Source organism: Niveispirillum sp. FG148 (assembly GCF_057809655.1).
Window position 1 is genome coordinate 62,862 of record NZ_JBMDKJ010000018.1, and the last position, 21,094, is coordinate 83,955.

Annotated in this window: 22 protein-coding genes and 1 pseudogene; 12 read left to right on the forward strand and 11 right to left on the reverse strand. The window is 65.9% G+C overall.

The annotated features are described in order from the left end of the window. Positions 1-107: 107 nt before the first annotated feature. On the reverse strand, positions 108-755 hold the full coding sequence (locus ACODTW_RS18135) for a glutathione S-transferase family protein (RefSeq protein WP_488947467.1): 648 nt from the start codon (positions 753-755) through the stop codon (positions 108-110). Between the two features lie 185 nt (positions 756-940). Here ACODTW_RS18135 and ACODTW_RS18140 point away from each other — a divergent pair, with 185 nt between their 5' ends. Next, positions 941-1,477: a DUF4189 domain-containing protein gene (locus ACODTW_RS18140; RefSeq protein WP_488947468.1), complete on the forward strand. Its 537-nt coding sequence runs from the start codon at positions 941-943 to the stop codon at positions 1,475-1,477. A 143-nt stretch (positions 1,478-1,620) separates the two neighbouring features. After that, positions 1,621-2,613: an NAD(P)H-dependent glycerol-3-phosphate dehydrogenase gene (locus tag ACODTW_RS18145; protein ID WP_488947469.1), complete on the forward strand. Its 993-nt coding sequence runs from the start codon at positions 1,621-1,623 to the stop codon at positions 2,611-2,613. Here ACODTW_RS18145 and ACODTW_RS18150 read toward each other — a convergent pair. From ACODTW_RS18150 to ACODTW_RS18170, 5 genes are read right to left on the reverse strand one after another with little or no spacing between them, the layout of a single operon-like run. Then, the gene (locus tag ACODTW_RS18150) at positions 2,610-3,059 is read right to left on the reverse strand and encodes a cupin domain-containing protein (RefSeq protein WP_488947470.1); all 450 of its coding nucleotides are present in this window, start codon (positions 3,057-3,059) and stop codon (positions 2,610-2,612) included. The two genes, ACODTW_RS18145 and ACODTW_RS18150, sit on opposite strands and share 4 nt — an antisense overlap. Before the next feature lie 2 nt (positions 3,060-3,061). After that, a complete protein-coding gene (locus tag ACODTW_RS18155; protein WP_488947471.1) occupies positions 3,062-3,673 on the reverse strand; it encodes a glutathione S-transferase N-terminal domain-containing protein in 612 nt (203 codons plus the stop codon). Positions 3,674-3,719: 46 nt separating this feature from the next. Further along, entirely contained in the window at positions 3,720-4,490 is a 771-nt protein-coding gene (gene gloB / locus ACODTW_RS18160; protein ID WP_488947472.1) for a hydroxyacylglutathione hydrolase, read from the reverse strand. A gap of 15 nt (positions 4,491-4,505) precedes the next feature. Continuing rightward, positions 4,506-4,892 carry a type II toxin-antitoxin system VapC family toxin gene (locus tag ACODTW_RS18165; RefSeq protein ID WP_488947473.1) on the reverse strand — a complete coding sequence of 129 codons (387 nt, stop codon included), beginning with the start codon at positions 4,890-4,892 and terminating at the stop codon, positions 4,506-4,508. Continuing rightward, positions 4,889-5,149, reverse strand: a complete 261-nt coding sequence (locus ACODTW_RS18170; RefSeq protein WP_488947474.1) for a type II toxin-antitoxin system Phd/YefM family antitoxin — start codon at positions 5,147-5,149, stop codon at positions 4,889-4,891. The genes ACODTW_RS18165 and ACODTW_RS18170 overlap by 4 nt, the downstream gene beginning before the upstream one ends. Positions 5,150-5,292: 143 nt before the next feature. Between ACODTW_RS18170 and ACODTW_RS18175 the strand changes: the two genes are divergently transcribed. The 5 genes and pseudogenes from ACODTW_RS18175 to purH (ACODTW_RS18195) form a co-directional block, all read left to right on the forward strand. After that, positions 5,293-6,171, forward strand: coding sequence for an alpha/beta hydrolase (locus ACODTW_RS18175; protein WP_488947475.1), 879 nt, complete (start codon positions 5,293-5,295; stop codon positions 6,169-6,171). 106 nt (positions 6,172-6,277) lie between these two features. Beyond that, entirely contained in the window at positions 6,278-6,964 is a 687-nt protein-coding gene (gene rpe, locus ACODTW_RS18180; RefSeq protein ID WP_488947476.1) for a ribulose-phosphate 3-epimerase, read from the forward strand. A 9-nt stretch (positions 6,965-6,973) separates the two neighbouring features. Further along, a complete protein-coding gene (locus ACODTW_RS18185; RefSeq protein WP_488947477.1) occupies positions 6,974-8,620 on the forward strand; it encodes a heparinase II/III family protein in 1,647 nt (548 codons plus the stop codon). A 91-nt stretch (positions 8,621-8,711) separates the two neighbouring features. Then, the gene (gene purH / locus ACODTW_RS18190; protein ID WP_488947478.1) at positions 8,712-10,295 is read left to right on the forward strand and encodes a bifunctional phosphoribosylaminoimidazolecarboxamide formyltransferase/IMP cyclohydrolase; all 1,584 of its coding nucleotides are present in this window, start codon (positions 8,712-8,714) and stop codon (positions 10,293-10,295) included. A 353-nt stretch (positions 10,296-10,648) separates the two neighbouring features. Continuing rightward, positions 10,649-10,873, forward strand: a pseudogene (gene purH / locus ACODTW_RS18195) (bifunctional phosphoribosylaminoimidazolecarboxamide formyltransferase/IMP cyclohydrolase); the annotation flags it as partial. Between the two features lie 97 nt (positions 10,874-10,970). On the opposite strand, the gene ACODTW_RS18200 reads toward purH (ACODTW_RS18195), so the two are convergent. The 4 genes from ACODTW_RS18200 to ACODTW_RS18215 all read right to left on the reverse strand — a co-directional run bounded on the left by ACODTW_RS18200 (position 10,971) and on the right by ACODTW_RS18215 (position 14,796). Next, positions 10,971-11,471, reverse strand: a complete 501-nt coding sequence (locus ACODTW_RS18200) for a helix-turn-helix domain-containing protein (protein ID WP_488947479.1) — start codon at positions 11,469-11,471, stop codon at positions 10,971-10,973. A 371-nt stretch (positions 11,472-11,842) separates the two neighbouring features. After that, positions 11,843-13,318 (reverse strand): FAD-linked oxidase C-terminal domain-containing protein, encoded by a 1,476-nt coding sequence (locus tag ACODTW_RS18205; protein WP_488947514.1) that lies wholly within the window; start codon positions 13,316-13,318, stop codon positions 11,843-11,845. A 153-nt stretch (positions 13,319-13,471) separates the two neighbouring features. Further along, on the reverse strand, positions 13,472-13,597 hold the full coding sequence (gene ykgO, locus ACODTW_RS18210) for a type B 50S ribosomal protein L36 (RefSeq protein WP_029014073.1): 126 nt from the start codon (positions 13,595-13,597) through the stop codon (positions 13,472-13,474). Between the two features lie 245 nt (positions 13,598-13,842). Continuing rightward, the gene (locus ACODTW_RS18215; protein ID WP_488947480.1) at positions 13,843-14,796 is read right to left on the reverse strand and encodes a methyltransferase domain-containing protein; all 954 of its coding nucleotides are present in this window, start codon (positions 14,794-14,796) and stop codon (positions 13,843-13,845) included. Between the two features lie 443 nt (positions 14,797-15,239). Between ACODTW_RS18215 and ACODTW_RS18220 the strand changes: the two genes are divergently transcribed. Further along, entirely contained in the window at positions 15,240-15,848 is a 609-nt protein-coding gene (locus tag ACODTW_RS18220; RefSeq protein WP_488947481.1) for a cold-shock protein, read from the forward strand. 351 nt (positions 15,849-16,199) lie between these two features. Beyond that, a complete protein-coding gene (ggt, locus tag ACODTW_RS18225) occupies positions 16,200-17,972 on the forward strand; it encodes a gamma-glutamyltransferase (RefSeq protein WP_488947482.1) in 1,773 nt (590 codons plus the stop codon). Here the strand turns inward: ggt and tsaD are convergent. Then, positions 17,969-19,039 (reverse strand): tRNA (adenosine(37)-N6)-threonylcarbamoyltransferase complex transferase subunit TsaD, encoded by a 1,071-nt coding sequence (tsaD, locus tag ACODTW_RS18230; protein ID WP_488947483.1) that lies wholly within the window; start codon positions 19,037-19,039, stop codon positions 17,969-17,971. The two genes, ggt and tsaD, sit on opposite strands and share 4 nt — an antisense overlap. Positions 19,040-19,208: 169 nt before the next feature. On the opposite strand from tsaD, the gene ACODTW_RS18235 reads away from it, so the two are divergent. From ACODTW_RS18235 to ACODTW_RS18245, 3 genes are read left to right on the forward strand one after another with little or no spacing between them, the layout of a single operon-like run. Beyond that, on the forward strand, positions 19,209-19,388 hold the full coding sequence (locus ACODTW_RS18235) for a hypothetical protein (RefSeq protein WP_488947484.1): 180 nt from the start codon (positions 19,209-19,211) through the stop codon (positions 19,386-19,388). A gap of 60 nt (positions 19,389-19,448) precedes the next feature. Then, positions 19,449-20,399 carry a hydroxymethylbilane synthase gene (gene hemC / locus ACODTW_RS18240; protein WP_488947485.1) on the forward strand — a complete coding sequence of 317 codons (951 nt, stop codon included), beginning with the start codon at positions 19,449-19,451 and terminating at the stop codon, positions 20,397-20,399. Continuing rightward, on the forward strand, positions 20,396-21,094 hold the full coding sequence (locus ACODTW_RS18245) for a uroporphyrinogen-III synthase (RefSeq protein WP_488947486.1): 699 nt from the start codon (positions 20,396-20,398) through the stop codon (positions 21,092-21,094). The genes hemC and ACODTW_RS18245 overlap by 4 nt, the downstream gene beginning before the upstream one ends.

The window sequence follows — 21,094 nt, forward strand, 5'->3', positions numbered from 1 at the left end:
TGATTATCAATGTCTAGCAGGAAGTCGTTGAGAAATCGCCTTTACCAAAGCCGAATTATGGCCGCATTTCAACAACCTGTCCGATGGAGATACCCGGATAGGATTGTTCAGGCCGCCGCCGACGGCCGTGCCGATATGTCATCCAGCCAGCGACGCACATGCGGATAACGGTCATCGATGCTGATACCACACAGGCGTGGGAAGAAGGTGAGGGTGGTGAAGGCTGTGATGTCGGCAATCGTGAACCGGTCCCCGGCCACGTACCGGGTCAGCGACAGGTCGCGGTCCAGCCGGGCCAGCCGTTTTTCCGCCTGCGGCTTCTGCACCTCCGCATAGGCAGGCACCTGCTGTTCCAGGGCCGCCATCTTGGGGTGGGTATGGCGGAAGACGCCGGCAAAGGGCAGCAGCAGCTCGAACTCCATCCGCCGCTGCCACATCTCGATCAGGGCGCGTTCCTTGGCGTCACGGCCCATCAGATTGGGTTCGGGATGCAGTTCCTCGATATAGCGGCAGATGGCGACGCTTTCGCTGATCACCGTGCCATCGTCCAGTTCCAGGGCCGGCACCCGGCCGCTGGGCACCTTGGCCCGGTAATCGGGGGACAGATGTTCCCCCTTGCCGATGGTGACCGGCACCCGGTCGATCTCCAACCCCTTCTCGGCCAGGAACATGCGCACGCGGCGCGGTGTTGGTGCGATGGCATCGTCGAACAGGCGCATGGTCACCCCCTCCCCGCTCTTATTGCGGATGAACACCCATCATGCCCGTCGGCCGGCCCTCTGCCAATGGCGCAGCGGTGGCGGGATTAAGGCCAATCCGGCCAAAGCAAGGTGATTTCATGACATCGACACCGGGCCGGGAACCCAGCCATCCGCCTGATGTTGGGCTGTTGACGCCGCCCGACACCGGGCGGGCTGGTCCGAGAAGCGAGGAGGCAACAATGAAGACCATCAAGACCGCCCTGACCGCCACGGCCATCACCCTGGCCCTGCCCGTGCTGGCCCTGGCCGCCAGCGCGCCGGACAAGGCATTGGACAATCTCAGCGGCGTGGGCCAGGAGGCCATCGCATTCTATGAAAAGCTGCCGGGCCACAAGGCACTGGCCATCGCCGATGACGGTGCCGTGGGCTACAGTTCCGGCGTGGACAGCAGCGAGGCGCGCGTGGCCGCCCTGGCGCGCTGCGCCGAGGTGTCGGTCGAAACCTGCCGCGTCATCTCCGTCGATGGCCAGGCGGTGGCCGGCGGTACGGCGCTGGGTGAAGTCGCCCGCAACCATATCGACGCCGCCGACCTGAAGGGAGAGGTCCTGGCCGATTACGAAAAGGCGCAGGGGGCCAAGGCCCTGGCCACGTCCGACGACGGCGCCTTTGGCTGGGTCGTGCGCGACAGCGAGGAGGAGGCGCGTGCCGCCGCCCTGCAGCAATGCGAAACCCGCGGCCAGAACTGCCAGATCCAGGCCTCTGCCGCACAGCAGTAAGGGGCGGCATCCTGCGTCAAAGCCAGGGCCGGGTGGCCGATGTCGCCCGGCCCTGTTTATTTTTGTCTGTCCGCGCGCTAAGCCTGTGCAGGAACGGGCGCTGCCATGCCCCGGATGAAGTATTGGAAGAGGGGAACGGACCCATGCGGCGCATCGGTGTGATCGGGGCGGGAGCCTGGGGCACGGCATTGGCCATGGCGGCGGCGCGCGCCGGGGCCGAGGTGGTGTTGCAGGCCCGCGAGGCCGACGTGGTGGAAAGCGTGAACAGCCGGCACGAGAACAGCCTGTTCCTGCCCGGCATCGCGCTGGACCGGGCCATCCGGGCAACGGCGGACTTGTCGGAAGCGGCCGACGCCGACGCCATCCTGCTGGTCACCCCGGCCCAGCATCTGCGCGCCGCCTGCCGCACGCTGAAACCCGACCTGAAGCCGGGCGTGCCGCTGGTCATCTGCGCCAAGGGCATCGAGATCGATACAGGCTGCCTGATGAGCGAGGCGGCGGAGGCGGAACTGGGTGACCATCCGCTGGCGGTGCTGTCCGGCCCCACCTTCGCGGCGGAAGTGGCCAAGGGCCTGCCCACGGCCGTGACGCTGGCCATCCGCGACACAGGGCTGGGCCAGAAGCTGTTGGCTGCCCTGGGCGGGCGCACCTTCCGCCCCTATCTGTCCGACGATCTGATCGGGGCGCAGGTGGGCGGGGCCGTGAAGAATGTGCTGGCCATCGCCTGCGGCATCGTCCATGGCCGCCATCTGGGCGACAATGCCCGCGCCGCCCTGATCACCCGCGGCCTGGCGGAGATCGCCCGCCTGGGCGCACGGCTGGGCGCACGGGCCGAAACGCTGATGGGCCTGTCGGGTCTGGGTGACCTGACCTTGACCTGTTCATCCCTGCAATCGCGCAACATGTCGCTGGGTGCGGCCCTGGGCCAGGGCCGCACGCTGGGGGAGGTGCTGGGCGAGCGGCGGTCGGTGGCCGAAGGCGTCTATACTGCCCGCGCCGTCACCAAACTGGCGGCGGCCAAGGGCGTGGACATGCCGCTGTGCCAGGCGGTCGATGCCCTGCTGAACCATGGCGCGCAGCTGGACGATATCATCGACGCGCTGATGACAAGGCCGTTCAAGACGGAGACGGTTTAAGCGAAGAGAACCGGGGACCCCGGTTCCCATCCCGGCGGCGCCATTTCGAACTTCGAGAATTCGAAGCCCGGGACCACGGTGCAGCCGACCAGGGTCCAGCCCCCCAGACTGGATGCTGCCTGCCAATGGCCGGCCGGGACCAGGATCTGGGGCCGCTGACCGGCGGCCAGATCGGCGCCCAGATACCGGGTTTCGCTTTCCCGCCCATCGGCCGACAGGCGCAACGCCAGGGGCGACCCGGCATGGAAATGCCAAAGTTCGTCCGCGTCCAGCACCCGGTGCCAGTGCGAGCACTCCCCCGCCCGCAGCAGGAAATAGATGGCCGTATGCGCCGCCCTGCCGCCGCCTTGCGCCGCAGCCCGGAAGGTTTCCACATAATGGCCCCCTTCCGGGTGGGGCTTCATGCCCAGCAGGTCGATGATCTGTTCCGGCGTCAACATGTCCATCTTCATTCCGTTGGCGGAAGGGTAGCCAGGAAACTGGTCCGTTTCGATACCGTTTCAAACCAGTGGGCTAGGGCGGAGCGCCCTGTGCGCCAATGTTCATGACCGAAACGGAAATCCAGATAGCCCAGGGCCGCCAGGATGGACAGGCCGCCGATGGTCGGCTGGTCGGCCGGCGGCAGGTCCTTTGCCTCCACCTCCAGCCGGTCCAGGGCGCGCAGCGTGGCCGTGCGCTGCCGGGTATCCCAGTCGGCGGATTGCAGGCTGTGCGGGCGCAGGCTTTCCATCCGGCGCAGCACGGCCGCATCGCAGATACCATCGCCCAGCGCCTGCTGGCGCAGCGCCACCCAGCGATCATGCCCGGCGGGCGGGAACAGTTTGCGGCCGTCATGCAGGCTGTCCAGATATTCGGCGATGACGGGGCTGTCGAACAGCACCAGGCCATCTTCGGTCAGCAGGGTCGGGATCTTGGACAGGGGATTTTCACGCGCGACGGTGCTGTTGGGGGACCAGACATCGGTGGGGCAAAGTTCGATCCGGTCGGCGATGCCGATCTCATAGGCGACCATCAGCACTTTGCGCACGAAGGGGGAGGTCTGGCTGTAATGCAGCTTCATGGGTCAGCTCTGGATTGTCTGGGGGTGGGAAGATGGGACTTCGGCATCAGCCCCGGAAGTCGTCCTTCGCCTTGCGGATGGCGGCGAAGACGGACGTGACAGGCGCTGCGGACAGGCCCAGGCGGGTGGCAATGCCCGGATCGTCGGCGCGCAGGAAGGGATTGGCCGCCACCTCTTCCCCCAGACGCGAGGGCACGGTGGGCAGGCCCTTGGCGCGCAGGCGCCCCACCTCCTCCACCCGCGCCTTCAACGCGTCATTGTCGGGATCGATGGTCAGGGCAAAGCGGCCGTTGGCAGCCGTATATTCATGCCCGCAATGGACCATGGTGTCGCCGGGCAGGGCCCGCAGCTTCAACAAACTGTCCCACATCTGGGCGGGCGTGCCCTCGAACAGGCGGCCGCAGCCCAGCGAGAACAGGGTATCGCCGGAAAAAAGCCGCCGCGCCTGCTCGAAATAGAAGGCGCAATGGCCGCGTGTATGGCCCGGCGTATCGAAAACATGCACCGTCTGGCTGCCCAGCTGGAAGCTGTCGCCGTCGCCATAGGTGGCGTCCATCTCCGGAATGCGGTCCAGCTCCGCCCGTGGGCCGATCAGCATGGCATGGCTGTCGGCCCGCAGGTCGGCATTGCCGCCGATATGGTCGCCATGGTGATGGGTGTTCAGGATATGGGTCAGGCGCCAGCCTCGGGCGGACAGGAAGGTGCGCACCGGCTCCGCCTCTCCCGGATCGACGACGATGGTCAGGCCGTGGGCGGCGTCATGCACGACGTGGATGTAATTGTCGGTCAGCGCCGGGATGACATGCACCTCCACCATGGCCCACCGCCTTTCTCACATCCGCGCCGACAGGATTGGCACGTCATAGGTTGGAATGATGCGATCGGCCGTCACCAGCATCAAAGCCTCTATCCTGGCCTGCGCGATCAACATACGGTCGAACGGGTCATTGTGGTGCGGCGGCAGGGCCGCCGCAGCCAGGGCGTGGGGCATGGTGATGTCCAGCAAAGTCAAACGCTGCGCAGCCAAGGTCTGTGAGAGCTCTGCCAGCGGGAAAACCAGCCGATTGCTTGCCACTTTAATGGCAATCTCCCAGACGCTCGCAATACTGAAATAAAGCTGATTCTCCGGCGCGGCCAACACCTGCCGGAGCGTCAAGGATAGGCGATCAGGGTTGCCCGCCGTCCAAAGCAATATATGCGTATCCAGCAACAGCCTCATGGCCCTTCGCCCCGGAACGCCTTCGCGATTTCCTCCGGCAAGGGATCGTCAAAGTCATCCCGGATCACGATACGGCCAGCCAATTGTCCGAACGAGCGGGGGCCCTGCGCCTGGCTGGCGGCCAACTCACCGGCAGCCGGCAGCAGCCGGGCCACGGGGCGGCCGGCGCGGTAGATGATGATCTCCTCCCCCGCTGCCGCCCGCTCGATCAGGCGGTTCAGGTTGCTGGCGACATCGGCAAGGTTGACGCTATCCATGGCCGCCTCTGGCAGGTGATCGGCTGTGACAACAGAGTGGGTTGTCGGCGGTTTGACGTCAACCGGCGCCGTATCGGCTTGACCGGGGATTGAGAGGAAATCTAAGTAACCCACCTGAATTCAACCTGAATGAGATACCGCCGATGCGTTTGCCCTGGCTGCTGGCCGCCGCCCTGCTGCTCGCCCCGCCAACGATCCAGGCCCAAGACGCGCCGCCCGCCTATCAGATGGAGCGCAGCGCGACCCACAGCATCCGCGACACCGTGTCGGGCCGGACCTATGAGCTGTTCGTGCGGGTGCCGCCAGGCTATGCCGAGCCTAAGAATGCCGGAAAACGCTACCCGGTATTGTACATGACCGACGGCGGCTACACCTTCCTGGTCGCCACCGGGATCAGCGCCCTGGGCCACAGCCAGAAACGGCTGGAGGAATTCATCATTGTCGGCATTGCGAACGCCAAGGGGGAGCCGCCGGCCGACGCGCGGCGCCGCGACCTGACACCCTGGGTCGACACCAGCCTGTCAGGTGTTTCGGGCGGGGCAGCGGCCTATCTGGATTTCCTGGTGAAACAGACCCTGCCGGTGATCGAAGGTGCCTATCGCATCGACCCCACGCGCCGCACCCTGGTGGGGCAGTCCTATGGAAGCCTGTTCGGCCTGTGGGTTCTGTTCACCCAGCCCCAGCATTTCAGCAGCTATATCCTGACCAGCCCGTCCATCTGGTACGCCGACCATGCGCTGTGGAGGCTGGAGACCGACTATGCCAAGACACACAAGGACCTGAAGGCCAGACTTTATATGATGACCGGATCGTTCGAGACGGTGAAGCCGGGATCGAAGGACAGCCGCTATAACCGTGAAAACGACATGGTCGGCGACCAGCAGGAAATGGCAAAGCGCCTGCGCGCCCGAAAATATCCGGGTTTGCAGGTGATATCGGACGTGTCCGCCGGCACTTTCCACGAAACGACCTTCCCTGTCGGGCTGATCCAGGGACTGCAATGGCTGTATCCGGTAAAGTAACGCCGGACGGAAGCACGGTTCCGGGTGCCGCCATGTGCCCGGAACCGCCCTTTCATGCGCCGAACCCGGCTTGTCTGCGCGCGCGCTTATTGGTACCAAGCCCGCCATGACGACCATGCCCGTGAAGATCGCCCCCAGCATCCTGTCCGCTGACTTTGCCCGACTGGGCGAGGAAGTGCGCGCCATTGATGCGGCCGGTGCCGATTACATCCATATCGACGTGATGGACGGGCATTTCGTGCCCAACATCACCATCGGCCCCGGTGTCGTGAAGGCCCTGCGCCCGCACACAGCGAAGATTTTCGACGTGCATCTGATGATCGCACCCGTCGACCCGTTTGTGCAGGCCTTTGCCGACGCCGGCGCGGATATCATCAGCTTCCACCCCGAGGCCGGCCCGCACCCGCACCGCACGGTGCAGCTGATCCGCAGCCTGGGCAAGAAGCCGGGGATCGTGCTTAATCCGCACACGCCCTTGTCCATGGTCGATTACCTGCTGGGCGATGTCGATCTGGTGCTGGTCATGTCGGTCAATCCCGGCTTTGGCGGGCAGAGCTTCATCACCTCGCAACTGCCCAAGATCACGGAACTGCGCCGCCGCATCAATGCGGTGTCAGAGGCCCAGGGCGGCCGCGCCATTGATCTGGAGGTCGATGGCGGCGTGAATGTCGAGACGGCAAAGCTGTGTATCGCGGCCGGTGCCGATGTCCTGGTGGCGGGCACGGCCACTTTCGTCGGCGGGCCATCGGCCTATGCGGCCAATATGCGCGCCCTGCGCGGCCAGAACGGTTGATCGGACACGATGACGGCGGGTGCTGCGCATAAGCGTTTCAAGCCCGGCTCCGGCGGCTGGTACCGCGGCACCGCGCTTTACCAGATGATGGCCCTGTCCGGGCCGGCGCCGGCGCAATTGGGCTTCGTGCCGCCCGACCCCTGGCCCGGTGACGCCCATCGCGGCCAGGAACTGCTGAACAACCGCTTCCGTTTCGCCGGGCAGAGCTTCGCGGGCGAATTGCCGCCCTGGCTGGAGCCGTCGGCCTCGGCGCCCTGGCTGGCGGAGATGCACGGGTTCGACTGGCTGCGGCATCTGCGCGCCACGGGGGGCGACGCCGCCCGCCGGCAGGCCCGCGTGCTGGTCAGCCATTGGCTGGACCTGTTCGGCCGGCGCTGGCACCCCGTGGCCTGGGCCCCGGATCTGGTGGCGACGCGCATCACCGCCTGGATCGGCCAGCATGATTTCTTCCTGGCCAGCGCCGATGACCAGCTGCGGTTGCGCGTGTTCGACAGTCTGGCGCGGCAGGTCCGCTTCCTGGAACATACCGTTCCCGGCCGGCTGAAAGGGGAACCCCTGATCACTGCCATCAAGGGCATGGTCTATGGCGGCCTGTGCCTGCCCGGCCTGTCGCGCGTGACGGAACGCGCCCGCGCCCTGCTGACGCGGGAGTTGCCCAAGCAGGTGCTGCCCGATGGCGGCCATGTCGAACATTCACCGGCCAGCCAGCTTCTGGTGCTGCGCCATCTGATCGATATGCGCGGCTGCTTCCGCGCGGCCCGTGCCGACGTGCCGGAGGCGCTGCAGCACGCCATCGACCGCATGACACCGACCCTGCGTTTCTTCCGCCATGGCGACGGGGGCCTTGCCTTGTTCAACGGCGCGCAGGAAGGCGAAGCGGTGCTGATCGACACGGTCCTGGGCCAGGCCGATGCACGCGGCCGACCGCTGAAATCCACGCCGCATATCGGGTTCGAACGCATCACCGCCGGCCGCACCTGCGTGCTGATGGATGTCGGCGTGCCGCCGGCCCCTGGCCTGGACGAGCATGCCCATGCCGGCACCCTGTCGTTCGAGATGAGCATCGGGCGCGAACGGCTGATCGTGAATTGCGGCGCCCATCCGGGGGACCAGGGTGTGTGGCGCGCAGCGCTGGCGGCGACGGCGGCTCATTCCACGCTGACCATCGACGACATCAACTCCAGCGGCATCAATGACGAGGGCGGGCTGGGCCGCCGGCCGCAGAAGGTGACCTGCCTGCGCCAGGATGCGGAGGAAGGCACGCTGGTCGATGCCCATCATGACGGCTATTTCGACCGGGGCGGCATGATTCATCACCGCCGCCTGTTCCTGGCCGAAAGCGGGGAGGATCTGCGCGGTCAGGACAAGCTGACCGGCACGCCGGGCCATGAATTCACCGTACGCTTCCACCTGCACCCGGGCGTGCGCGTGGCGACGCTGGAGGATGAGGCGGCCTTGCTGCTGCGTCTGCCGTCGGGAGCCTTGTGGAAGTTCCGCGCCAGCGGGGCGGAGATCGAAACCACCGACAGCATCTATCTGGGACAGGGCGCCGAACCGCGGCCGACCACCCAGATCGTGCTGCGCGGCTTCACGCAACTGGGCGAGACCCTGGTCAAATGGGGCCTGCGCCGCGAAGGCAGCGATATAGACAGTTAACGCCGATCAGGTCGGCATTCACCCCGGGCCGGTCCAGATGGATCGGCCCGGTCCTCTTTGCATCCCGTATCATCCGCCAGGATCCACGACCATGAGCATCGATCTCGTCCCCATCCGCCGTGCCATCATCTCCGTCTCTGACAAGACGGGCCTGATCGATCTGGGCAAGGCACTGGCCGCGCGCGGCGTTCACATCCTGTCCACGGGCGGCTCCGCCAAGGCGCTGGCCGATGTCGGCATTGCCGTGACGGAAGTGTCCGACCATACCGGCTTCCCGGAGATGATGGACGGCCGGGTCAAGACCCTGCACCCGAAGATCCATGGCGGCATCCTGGCCCGCCGTGATTTCCCGACCCATACCGAGGCGATGTCCACCCATGACATCCCCGGCATCGATCTGGTCGTCGTGAACCTGTACCCGTTCGAAGCCACCGTGGCCAAGGGCGCGGATTTCGAGACCTGCATCGAGAATATCGATATCGGGGGCCCGTCCCTGATCCGCGGTGCGGCCAAGAACCACGACTTCGTGTCCGTCATCACCGATGCGTCGGACTATGCCGAGCTGCTGGCCCAGCTGGACGCCCATGACGGTCAGACGACCCTGTCCTTCCGCCGCAAACTGGCGGCCAAGGCCTATGCCCGTACCGGTGCCTATGACGCCGCCATCTCCCGCTGGTTCGCCGGTCAGTTGGGCGAGGATTACCCCCAGCGCCTGACCTTTGGCGGCGAACTGCGTCAGACGCTGCGCTATGGCGAGAATCCGCACCAGTCGGCGGCTTTCTACACGAGCGGCGCCCAGCGCCCCGGCATCGCCACGGCCACGCAGTTGCAGGGCAAGGAACTGTCCTACAACAACCTGAACGACACGGATGCGGCGTTCGAGCTGGTGTCGGAATTCGACCGCCCGGCCATCGCCATCATCAAGCATGCCAATCCCTGCGGCGTGGCCGAGGGCGAGAACCTGCTGGACGCCTACACGCGCGCCCTGGCCTGTGACCCCGTGTCGGCCTTTGGCGGCATCATCGCCATGAACCGCACGCTGGACGCCGCCACGGCCGAACAGATTGCCAAGCTGTTCGCCGAAGTGGTGATCGCCCCCGACGCGGACGAAGCGGCCAAGGCCTTCCTGGCGACGAAGAAGAACCTGCGCGTGCTGCTGACCGGGTCCATGCCGAACCCGGCCGAGCCGGGCCTGTCCGTGAAGTCGGTATCCGGCGGCTATCTGGTGCAGACCCGCGACAATGGCCGCATCACCCAGTCCGATCTGAAAGTCGTCACCAAACGCGCACCGACCGAGGCCGAGCTGGCCGACCTGCTGTTCGCCTTCCGCGTGGGCAAGCATGTGAAGTCGAACGCCATCGTCTATGCCAAGGCCGGTGCCACCGTCGGCATCGGCGCCGGCCAGATGAGCCGCGTGGACAGCAGCCGCATCGCCGCGTGGAAGTCCGCCGACGCCGCCAAGGCCGCCGGCCTGAGCGAGGCGGGCACCAAGGGGTCCGTCGTGGCCTCTGACGCCTTCTTCCCCTTTGCCGACGGCCTGCTGGCCGCGGCCGACGCCGGCGTGACGGCTGTGATCCAGCCGGGCGGGTCCATGCGCGACGCGGAAGTCATCGCGGCGGCCGATGAACGCGGCCTAGCCATGGTCTTCACCGGCATGCGCCACTTCCGGCACTGAGCGTCAGGCGGGGCGGCCCTCCGGGTGGGGCCGCCCCGCATTTTCCGTTATCGAACTCAACGGCTGACGTTGAAGATAAAGTGTATATATATGCACGATAAATTTCCAAAATTTGGGACAAAACGATTTTGGGTATTTGTCATAAATGCAAGCCTGATATATTCTATAATAATGGCCATTTATTTTGGCAGCCAAAAGGCATTTTTCGTGTGCTTAGTTATTTTTCTCCCTCTAATTGTCATTTTATTATTTCTTATAGAAAAGGCGAAAAGTAAGTAATACGAAACTCCCTTGATCGTGACCGAGCGAGGGAGTTTTCGTATTCCCTCAAACGCCGGGCGGCGGCATCCGCCGACGCCGCCAAGGCCGCCGGACTGACGGAGGCGGGCACGAAGGGATCAGTCGTGGCGTCCGACTCCTTCTTCCCCTTTGCCGACGGCCTGCTGGCCGCGGCGGATGCCGGCGTGACGGCCGTGATCCAGCCGGGCGGGTCCATGCGCGACGCGGAAGTCATCGCGGCGGCCGATGAACGCGGCCTGGCCATGGTCTTCACCGGCATGCGCCACTTCCGGCACTGAGGAATGGTGCGGGGCGGTCCCATGGGGCCGCCCCCATCCGATCTAGCCGAAACCTATAATATGGCTGTGGATAACCCGGCCTTATTAAAGGTTATGCCTATGCCGCTACGACCCGATCGACGGCCTCGGGTGACTGGTCGATCACTTTCAGCAGGGTTCGGGCGATCGGGTCGGGGGCATAGCGCCCCTGCTCCCAGTTGCGGACGCTGTCCAGCTCCAGACCGAAGCGGGCCGCGAACGCCGCTTGTGTCAGGCCAAGCCGCCCACGGATGGCCTTCACATCCACCTTGTCCGGTGCGCGGCGCCATTCAACTCCGACACCCAACCGCCAAAGGTCCGCAGCGGTAGCAACCGGATCGGCAACCATGGGCAGGCTGACGACAACCGCTTCATCAGCCACCAGCCGATTCAGGATCGTATGGGCCTGGCGCAGGGTCAGCCCCAGATTGCGCAAGGTCTCCGCCACCGTCACGGGCCGATCCAACGGACCCTGCCGCGTCAAAACCGCATGGGCGGATGAGCCGGAAGGCAGCGGGGCGGCGGCCGGGACGGGCACCGGTTGTTCTAATCGCTCCCTGAACGACAAGTTCGTCGACATCGGCAACCTCCATCAACGCATAGCCCAGGGCATTCAAACCGGCGCGCCCCAAAGCCCCCGGCGATAGCCCTTCCACATGCACATTCTGGATGCGCAACCGTCTTCCCTACATCTCCACCAAACCCAGCAGGCGCAGGATTCCAGCCGACATGCGGGCCGTAATCACCCAAACCGGATGCTCAGATAAATGATCCAAGTCGATTTCTATCCTGTCCCAATCAGGCATCGGCGTCCATCATTTTGTACGCGCAGAGCGTATTGGTTACGTCAGGATATACACCCTATAGAACTATATTAATTATGCATTAACAACCAGACCGAGGATCACTCCTGCCTGAATGCCGGCTTCCTTGAAACCTCCCCATCCCCCCTCAAAACCGCGGGATCGCCTCGAACGCCTGCGGCCCGCCATTGCGCATCCAGCCGTGATCAGCGCAGCGATGCAGGGTCGGGAACTGCTTGCCGGGGTTCAGCAGGCCCGCCGGGTCGAAGGCGCATTTCAGGCGGGTCTGCACGGCCAGGTCGGTTTCACTGAACTGAACCGGCATCAGGTCGCGCTTTTCGATGCCCACCCCATGTTCGCCGGTCAGCACGCCGCCCACTTCCACGCACAGGCGCAGGATGGCGGCACCGAACGCCTCCACCTGTGCCAGTTCACCCGGCTTGTTGGCATCGAACAGGATCAGCGGGTGCAGGTTGCCGTCGCCGGCATGGAAAACGTTCGCCACGCGCAGGCCGAATTCCGCCTCCATCGCCGTCATCCGGGCCAGCACCTGGGGCAGTGCCTTGCGCGGGATGGTGCCATCCATGCACATATAGTCCGGGCTGATGCGGCCCACAGCTGGAAAGGCCGCCTTGCGCCCCGCCCAGAAGGCCAGACGTTCCGATTCGGATGTGGACAGGCGCGGCGGACGGCCGCCATGGGCGCTGGTGATGGCGGCCACCTGGGTGATCAGCGCATCCACCTCCGCCGCCGGCCCATCCAGTTCCACGATCAGCAGGGCATCGACATCGCGCGGATAGCCCACCTGCACGAAATCCTCCGCCGCATGGATGGCGGGACGGTCCATCATCTCCATGCCCGCCGGGATGATGCCGGCGGCGATGATGGCAGCCACGCTGTCAGCGGCATCATGGGTGCGGTCGAATCCGACCAGAAGGGCGCGTGCCGTTTCCGGCCGGGGCAGGATGCGCACCGTCACCTCCGTGACGACACCCAGCAGCCCCTCCGACCCCGTCAGCACGCCCAGCAGGTCGTAGTGGGCCGAATCGAGATGCTTGCCGCCCAGGCGCAGCACCTCCCCCGCCATGGTCACAAACTCCACACCCAGCAGGTTGTTGGCGGTGACACCATATTTAAGGCAATGCACGCCGCCGGAATTTTCCGCGACATTGCCGCCGATGGAACAGGCGATCTGCGATGAAGGATCGGGCGCGTAATAGAAGCCGCGCGCGGCCACGGCCTGGCTGATGGCCAGGTTGGTGACGCCGGGCTGGGCCACGACGACACGGTTGTCGTAATCGATCTCCACGATTCGCGACAGTTTCGACAGGACCAGCAGCACCCCGTCGGCCAGTGGCAGGGCACCGCCCGACAGGCCCGTGCCCGCCCCGCGCGGCACGACCTTCACGCCCATCTGGCGACAGATGCGCAAGGATTCGGCCACCTCGCCCGTGTTGCGGGGCAGGACGACCAGCATCGGCATCTGCCGATAGGCCACCAGCGCATCCGTATCATAGGCGCGCAGCGAGGTTTCGTCGGCGATAACGCCGCCGGGCACGGCCGCACGCAGGCGGGCCAGCAATACCGGTCGCTTGGCGAGAATGTCAGGGTCCGGCGGCGGCATGGACGGCATGAAGGGCTTTCCCGATCAGGATCGGGCCGAATCATGCGTCAGCGCGGGCGCGAACGGAACCCCAAACAGCGAAAACCGCGCCCAGGGGCGCGGTTCCTCACATGCCGGGACGAAGCCGCCCCGGCCAATCCAAACACCCTGACCTCAGCCCTGACGGGCCTTGAAACGGGGGTTCAGCTTGTTGATGACGTAGACCCGGCCCTTGCGGCGGATGACGCGGCAAGCCTTGTGACGGGTCTTCATCGACTTCAGCGAATTGACGATCTTCATGATTAAAACTCTGGCGCTGGAGGCGGTTCTTTGCGAGGCGCGGAACATAGTCGCGGCGATGCCCCCTGTCAACCGCATGCACCCATGATGGCGCGCAACCCCCACCCGCATGTGTACTTTGCCCCCTCAGGCGCCGGGCGCCGCCATCCGGCGGCTTGGCTTGCGCGCCATGTGGCGCGGGCCGGCGGTCGCCGACCTTGGTATGTATTTGCCCCCTCAGGCGCCGGGCGCCGCCATCCGGGGGATCAGGTCAGTTCCGCCGGCTTCATGGCATAGAATCGGTAGTAGCGCAGGCCCGATGACAGGGCGGCCAGACGGCGGGCCCACATCTCCACCTCTTCCACCACCGCCAGCTTGGTATCGCGGTCCATGGCCACCGTCTCCAGATGCCGGGCCAGTTCCTGGATGGCGGTCAGGATCAGGCTGCGCTGGATTTCGGAATTATCCTCGGTGATGCGGATGTCCAGGTTCCGTTGGGCCAAGGCGGAAGCATATTGCTCCACCGTCCAGGGGTGGGGCTCCACCGGCTCGTGGTTCATCCAGCCGTCGAAATCGCGCCCACGCGCCTGTTCCCGGTCGATGACATAATCGGTGAACAGCAGCTGCCCGCGCGGCTTCAGGATGGCCTCGATGCTGTCGATCAGCTTGTCCTTGTTGCGGATCGTATAGAAGGTCTCCTTGGAGAAGATGGCATCCACCCGCTTGGTCCAGGCGAAATTCTCCAGGTTTGCCGACTGAACGGGGGCCTGACGTGCCAGTCCGGATTTCTGTGACCGGAACATGCCGGCTTCCGCCAGGACCGGATTCGCCTCCAGCCCCGTGACCCAGGTTCCGTACTGCTTGGCCATGGCGCGGCTGGCGCCGCCCAGACCGGCGCCGATATCCAGCACGCTCATGGCCGGGTTCAGGCCCAGCGGCTTCACGATGGTGGGAATGAACTCGTCCCCGCCGGGGGAGGAGAAGCCCGGCCCCCAGATCTTCTCCACCACCTCGATACGGGTGGCGGTCCATAGCGGTTTGCCGCGACGGTTGAAGTTCTTGCCATCCGCAGACGGCACCTCGCCGGGTGCCGTCACCTCGTCAGAACCGTCATCCCCTTCCCGCCGCGGCAAGTCGATACCTTCCCACCACGCCAGGAATCGCTCCTTCAGCGTCGGGGTTGGGGAAACCGTGTCTTCGGTGGTGCGGGTGGCGGCCATGCGTGCGTGGGGCGCGGACCTTGGTTGACCTTGGTTAAGAGTAGCCTTTCCGCCAGCGGCGGGAAACAGTCTTGGCGTACGAACCGACGCCGAACCTGAAATCCTTTTAGCGCCTTTCTAATAGCCGTTCCAGTGAAGAGCGACCACAAGTTCTGGTATTTTCCAGCAAAAATATGGAAAAATTCGACATAAGCGCGGGCAAAATCAGGTTGCGGTGCCATGCGGTCCTTGCGTGGCGGCGGCCTCAGCCCTGCTATCATTCGGTAACAATCGGCGGCTTTGATAGTGCATCCGCGCGATATCCAGTGTAGGGTCAAGTTGGGATGGCTGCTTGACCGGCTCCTCGCGGATAGGCTTTCCGCGCGGCGCGGAACAGGGTACTGTCCTTGCAGCCGGTCCGCCGGTGAAGTTCCCTACACTATGACAGTCGAGTTCGAGACCACATGTACGAGCGCCGTTCTCCGCAGAGCCCGCAGATCACCCGCCGGAGCGTTACCGCCACGGTCAAATGGTACAACCCCACGAAGGGCTTCGGCTTCGTGACCCTGTCCGACGGGTCGCCCGATGCCTTCCTGCATGCCTCGGTCGTCCAGGCCGTTGGTCATGACGCCCTGGCCGATGGCACGACCATCGTCTGCGATCTGTCGCAGGGTCAGAAGGGTCCGCAGGTCGCCTCCATCCACAGCGTTGACACCTCGACGGCCCAGCCGGCCCGTCGTGGCGGTGGCGACCGCTTTGGTGGCGGCGGTGATCGCTTCGGCGGTGGAGACCGCTTCGGCGGTGACCGCTACGGCGACGCCCCGCGCGCCCCGCGCGTGGCCCGCAGCTTCGACAACGGCCCGACCGAGACCATCGAGGGCGTTGTGAAGTTCTTCAGCGCTGACAAGGGCTTCGGCTTTGTCACCCCCGACGGCGGCGGCAAGGATGTGTTCGTGCACATCACGGCGCTGGAGCGTTCGGGTGTGCGCGCCCTGACCCCGGAGCAGCGCGTGCGTCTGCACACCAGCATGGGTCAGAAGGGCCCGCAGGCCAACCGCGTCGAGATCCTCTGATCTCCTGACCGGTTGCCCTGACGCTCTTGCGTCAAGTGGTTGAAAGGTTTGGCAACGTCATCCCGGCGGATGGCGTTGCCGGACTTTTTTGCCGTTAAGCACCTTCTTTCCAGTCCTTCTGTTGCGTTCGTTTTCCGGTTTCCGCGCTCGAACTCAATTCTGTTGAAAGACTGTCCAGAAGCGGGCCCTCGTGGCCCGCTTTTCGATTCGGGGGGCCCGGGCGCCCCCTGGCGTTGCTGATGGCGGACAGCACACCCTTTTGCCACCGTGCATGCTGTATTTTCCGCCTTCCGCTTGCCATCGGTCTGTTACCGGGCAACCATGGGCCGTCGCCCCTTGCCCGGACAGGTCATGCCGTTCCCCGTTTCCCGATCGATCACTCGCCGGCTGCTGACCGGCCTGCTTTCCGTCTGGCTGGCCCTGCCACCGGCAATGGCCCAGCCCACCCCGGCACCGGAGCCGCCATCGGCACCCCGGCCCAAGGAGCTGGTGACGGCGCAGCGGCACATGGTGGTCGCCGCCAACCCGCTGGCGGCGGAAGCGGGCCGGGAAATGCTGCGCCGGGGCGGCAATGCCGTGGACGCCGCCATTGCCACCCAGCTGGTGCTGGGTCTGGTAGAGCCGCAATCGTCGGGGCTGGGCGGCGGTGCCTTCATGCTGCTGGCGGAACCGGGCGGCAAACTGACCAGCTATGACGGGCGGGAAAAGGCGGGTGCTGCCGTCACCGCCAACCTGCTGATGGGGCCGGACGGCAAGCCCATGGCCTTTCCCGACACGTTGCCGCGCGGGCGTGCCGTGGGCGTGCCGGGGGTGGTGGCCCTGTTGGCGCAGGCCCATGCCGCCCATGGCAAGCTGCCCTGGGCCACCCTGTTCGAACCGGCCATTGCGCTGGCCGATGCCGGCGTGCCGGCGTGGCCCCGAATCGTCACCGTGCTGACCGACTGGCAGAAGATGCTGGGGCGGTCGACCGACCTGACACACTATTATTATCATGATGGCGCCGGCCCGCCGGCGCTGGGGGAACGCATCCCCATGCCGGAACAGGCCCTGACCCTGCGCCTGCTGGCCGCGGCCGGTCCCGACGCCTTCTATCGCGGCCCCATCGCCAAGGCCATCGTCAAGCGGCTGCAGGAAGCTGCCGGCGACAGCGGCACCCCGGTGTTGAGCCTGGAGGATATGGCCACCTACCGGTCGGTGGAGCGGGACGGAATCTGCGTGCCCTACCGGGTCTGGAAAGTCTGCGGCATGGCCCCGCCCTCGTCCGGCGGCATCGCCATCCTGCAGATCCTGGGCATGCTGTCGCAATATGATCTGAAGGCCCTGGGCAAGGATAATCCGCAATCCTGGCACCTGCTGATGGAGGCCAGCCGTCTGGCCCATGCCGATCGTGAAGCCTTTGTCGGGGATCCCGATCAGGTCTCCGTGCCTGTGCGCGGCCTGATCGACCGGGGCTATATTGCCGGCCGGGCCGGGGCCATCGACCCGGTGCAGGCGGCCAAGGGGCCGGTGGCACCCGGCAATCCGCCCTTCCGCACGGGCGCGCTCTACCCTGCTGCGGACGGGCCGGACATCCCCTCCACCTCGCATTTCTCCATCATCGATGATGACGGGCGGGTGGTGTCGATGACGACATCGGTCGAATTCGCCTTCGGGTCAGGGATCATGGCTGCCGGCTTCGTGCTGAACAACCAGTTGACCGACTTCACCTTCATCCCCACCAAGGATGGCAAGCCCGTCGCCAATGCGCCGGGGCCGGGCAAGCGTCCCCGGTCCTCCATGGCGCCCACCATTGTGTTCGACAAGGACGGCAAGCCCATCATCGCCGTGGGCTCACCCGGCGGTACAGCCATCATCGGTTATGTCGTGGAAACGCTGGTCGCCATGCTGGACTGGGACCTGGACCCGCAGGCGGCCGTGAACCTGCCCATCCTGCTGAACCGCAACGGCCCCACCATGGTGGAAAGCACAGCCGCTGCCGACAGCCTGGCCGCCGCCCTGACCGCCATGGGACACCAGGTAAAGCGCGACGGCACCAACAGCGGCATCCACGTCATCCGCGTCACCCCCAAGGGCATTCAGGGTGGCGCCGACCCCCGCCGCGACGGGGCAGCCCTGGGGGATTAAGCCTTCACGCCCGCGAACGGCGCAGCCTTGGCGCCGGGGTCCAGGGGCCAGCGCGGACGGGGCGCGAAGTCCAGCCCGTCCGTCAGGCCCAGCCGCAGCCGTTCCAGCCCGGCCCAGGCGATCATGGCGCCATTGTCGGTACACAGGCCCAGCGGCGGGGCCACGAAATCAAAGCGCTGCCGCCGGCACAGGTCCATCAGCCGGCCGCGCAACACCTGATTGGCCGCGACACCGCCGGCCACGACCAGGGTGCAGCCTTCGGGAAAATCCGCGCGGAACTGCGCCATGGCCCGCTTGCAGCGGTCGATCAGGCTGTCACCCACCGCCTGATGGAAGGATGCGGCCAGATCGGCGCGGTCGGCATCGGTCAGGGTCCCACCCAGCATCTCCACATGCCGGCGTACGGCCGTCTTCAGGCCGGAGAAGCTGAAATCACAGTCGGGCCGGCCCTTCATGGGCACGGGCAGGTCGAAGCGACCGGGATGGGTGGCACTCGCCGCGGCCTTTTCCATCAAAGGCCCGCCAGGATAGCCCAGGCCCATGATCTTGGCCGACTTGTCAAAGGCCTCACCCACCGCATCATCGATGGTGGTGCCCAGACGGCGGAACTTCCCCACCCCTTCCACGGCCAGCAACTGGCAATGCCCGCCCGACACCAGCAGCAGCAGGAAGGGAAAGGCGACCCCGTGGGTCAGGCGCGCCGTCAGGGCGTGGCCCTCCAGATGGTTGACGGCGATGAAGGGCAGACCGGTGACGGCGGCGATGGCCTTGGCCGTCATCACCCCCACCATCACCCCGCCGATCAGGCCGGGCCCGGCCGTCGCTGCCACCCCGTCCAGGTCACCCAGGCCCACACCGGCATCGTCCAGCGCCTGACGCACCAGCCGATCCAGGTGCTGGAGATGGGCGCGGGCGGCGATTTCCGGCACGACGCCACCATAGGGGCGATGATCGTCCAACTGGCTCAACACCACATTGGACAGGACGCGGCCCGGCCCTTCCCCATCGCTTTCCACGATGGCGGCGGCGGTTTCATCACAGCTTGTTTCGATGCCGAGGACTTTCATGGCGCAGAACCTAAGCGTCCGCGTTCGTAACGGCAAGGTTGCCGCGACAACCCAGCCAAGGCCGAATCGGATGGCTCGCGGCGCATTGCGACCTAGACGAGAATGTCATATATCTTTCGCGACCATCCGAGACTGCCCTCGTTCTGAAAGCACCGCCATGATCTCCATAATGAAGGCCCGCGTCGACAATTTGAGGCAGGAGCTTGAAAGCGGAAAGCAGCAGCGCCAGGCCCTGGAACAGCGGCTGCGCGATCTGGATGCCACGATGATGCGGATCAGCGGGGCCATCCAGGTAATAGAAGAATTGATCGCCGAGGAAGAGCAGCGGGGAACCGGCTCCGTGGCCTGATCCGCCTTGACGAAGCGCGCCGACTTCCCCGCGCGCCGAATCCGCGCTAATGAAGGGCCCATGACAGCCCTACTCCGCATCGGCACGCGCGGCAGCCCCCTGGCGCTGGCGCAGGCCCACGAAACAAGCGACCGTCTGGCCGCCGCCTTCCCGGAACTGGCGGGGGAAGGCGCCATCGAGATCGTCACCTTCAAGACGGAGGGCGACCGCATCTTGGACCGCACCTTGAGTGCGGCCGGCGGCAAGGGCCTGTTCACGAAGGAGATCGAGCAGGCATTGCTGGATGGCAACGTCGATCTGGCCGTGCATTCCATGAAGGATGTGCCGACCAGCCTGCCCGATGGCCTGGGCATCATTGCCTATCTGCCGCGTGAAGATCACCGCGACGCCTGGTTCAGCCCCAAGGCCGCCAGCCTGGATGAGCTGCCGGCCGGGTCCCTGGTCGGCACGGCATCCTTGCGTCGGCAGGCCATCGTGCTGATGCGCCGGCCGGACCTGCGCGTGGCGGCCCTGCGCGGCAATGTCCAGACCCGCCTGCGCAAGCTGGAGGAAGGGCATGTGGATGCCACACTGCTGGCCATGGCCGGGCTGAACCGGCTGGGCTTGGCTGACCGCGCCACGGGCGTGCTGTCGGAAGACCAGATGCTGCCCGCGGTGGCCCAGGGTGCCATCGGCATCGAAACCCGCCTGGATGACGACCGCACCAACGGTTGGGTCCGCGCCCTGAATTGCCGCACGACCGAACTGCGGGTGACGGCGGAGCGCGGCGTTCTGGCCACGCTGGACGGGTCGTGCCGCACGCCCATCGCCGCGCTCGCCCTGATCAACGGCGAGGCCTTGTCGCTGAAGGCGCTGGTCATCCGGCCCGACGGGCAGCAATGGTTCACGACGGGCCGCGCCGGTCTGGCCACCGACGCCCTGGCCCTGGGTGTGGATGCGGGGCAGGAACTGAAATCCAAGCTGCCGGCCGCCTTCTTCGCTGGGATCAACCCCGACGGGCCGGTGGTGTGACCGGCGTCCTGGTCACAAGGCCCGAACCCGGTGCGGCGGAGACGGCCGATTCCATCCGGCTGCTGGGCCATCAGCCCGTCCTCGCCCCCATGCTGACCATCGAACCGGTGCCGGGGCCGCCCCTGGACCTGACGGGGTTCGACGGCGTGGCCGTCACCTCGGCCAACGGGGTGCGGGCCCTGGCGGGGCGCAGCATGCGGCGCGACCTGCCACTTTACGCGGTGGGCGCGCGCACGGCGGTCCTGGCCCGCGATCTGGGTTTCGCCGATGTCCACAGTGCCGATGGCGACGTTGCCGACCTGTCGCTACTGCTGACAGGGGCCGGGTTGCGCCGCGTGCTGCATGTGGCCGGGGCCGATCTGGCGGGTGACCTGACCCCGGCGGGCGTGGAAATCACCCGGCTGACCGCCTATCGCGCGGTGGAGGCCACGGCCCTGCCTGACGCGGCGCTGACCGCCCTGCGCAACGGGCAGGTGGCCTATGTGACGCTTTTTTCGCCGCGAACGGCCGCCAGCTTTGTTAGGCTGGCGGAAAAGGCCGGGCTGTCACCGCTGGCAAGCGGCTGGACGGCCCTGTGCCTGTCGGCCGCCGTGGCACAGGCCGCCAACGGTTTCGGTTTTGCCGACCGGCGCATTGCGGCCAGACCGGACGCGGCCAGCCTGCTGGCCCTGCTGCCGGCGGTGAAGGGGAGTTGA

Excerpts from the sequence above, each read along its gene's own strand:
- ACODTW_RS18140 (WP_488947468.1), top strand. The coding sequence starts at position 941 with ATGAAGACCATCAAGACCGCCCTGACCGCCACGGCCATCACCCTGGCC.
- ACODTW_RS18145 (WP_488947469.1), top strand. The coding sequence starts at position 1,621 with ATGCGGCGCATCGGTGTGATCGGGGCGGGAGCCTGGGGCACGGCATTG.
- ACODTW_RS18150 (WP_488947470.1), bottom strand. The coding sequence starts at position 3,059 with ATGGACATGTTGACGCCGGAACAGATCATCGACCTGCTGGGCATGAAG.
- ACODTW_RS18155 (WP_488947471.1), bottom strand. The coding sequence starts at position 3,673 with ATGAAGCTGCATTACAGCCAGACCTCCCCCTTCGTGCGCAAAGTGCTG.
- gloB (WP_488947472.1), bottom strand. The coding sequence starts at position 4,490 with ATGGTGGAGGTGCATGTCATCCCGGCGCTGACCGACAATTACATCCAC.
- ACODTW_RS18165 (WP_488947473.1), bottom strand. The coding sequence starts at position 4,892 with ATGAGGCTGTTGCTGGATACGCATATATTGCTTTGGACGGCGGGCAAC.
- ACODTW_RS18170 (WP_488947474.1), bottom strand. The coding sequence starts at position 5,149 with ATGGATAGCGTCAACCTTGCCGATGTCGCCAGCAACCTGAACCGCCTG.
- ACODTW_RS18175 (WP_488947475.1), top strand. The coding sequence starts at position 5,293 with ATGCGTTTGCCCTGGCTGCTGGCCGCCGCCCTGCTGCTCGCCCCGCCA.
- rpe (WP_488947476.1), top strand. The coding sequence starts at position 6,278 with ATGACGACCATGCCCGTGAAGATCGCCCCCAGCATCCTGTCCGCTGAC.
- ACODTW_RS18185 (WP_488947477.1), top strand. The coding sequence starts at position 6,974 with ATGACGGCGGGTGCTGCGCATAAGCGTTTCAAGCCCGGCTCCGGCGGC.
- purH (WP_488947478.1), top strand. The coding sequence starts at position 8,712 with ATGAGCATCGATCTCGTCCCCATCCGCCGTGCCATCATCTCCGTCTCT.
- ACODTW_RS18200 (WP_488947479.1), bottom strand. The coding sequence starts at position 11,471 with ATGTCGACGAACTTGTCGTTCAGGGAGCGATTAGAACAACCGGTGCCC.
- ACODTW_RS18205 (WP_488947514.1), bottom strand. The coding sequence starts at position 13,318 with ATGCCGCCGCCGGACCCTGACATTCTCGCCAAGCGACCGGTATTGCTG.
- ykgO (WP_029014073.1), bottom strand. The coding sequence starts at position 13,597 with ATGAAGATCGTCAATTCGCTGAAGTCGATGAAGACCCGTCACAAGGCT.
- ACODTW_RS18215 (WP_488947480.1), bottom strand. The coding sequence starts at position 14,796 with ATGGCCGCCACCCGCACCACCGAAGACACGGTTTCCCCAACCCCGACG.
- ACODTW_RS18220 (WP_488947481.1), top strand. The coding sequence starts at position 15,240 with ATGTACGAGCGCCGTTCTCCGCAGAGCCCGCAGATCACCCGCCGGAGC.
- ggt (WP_488947482.1), top strand. The coding sequence starts at position 16,200 with ATGCCGTTCCCCGTTTCCCGATCGATCACTCGCCGGCTGCTGACCGGC.
- tsaD (WP_488947483.1), bottom strand. The coding sequence starts at position 19,039 with ATGAAAGTCCTCGGCATCGAAACAAGCTGTGATGAAACCGCCGCCGCC.
- ACODTW_RS18235 (WP_488947484.1), top strand. The coding sequence starts at position 19,209 with ATGAAGGCCCGCGTCGACAATTTGAGGCAGGAGCTTGAAAGCGGAAAG.
- hemC (WP_488947485.1), top strand. The coding sequence starts at position 19,449 with ATGACAGCCCTACTCCGCATCGGCACGCGCGGCAGCCCCCTGGCGCTG.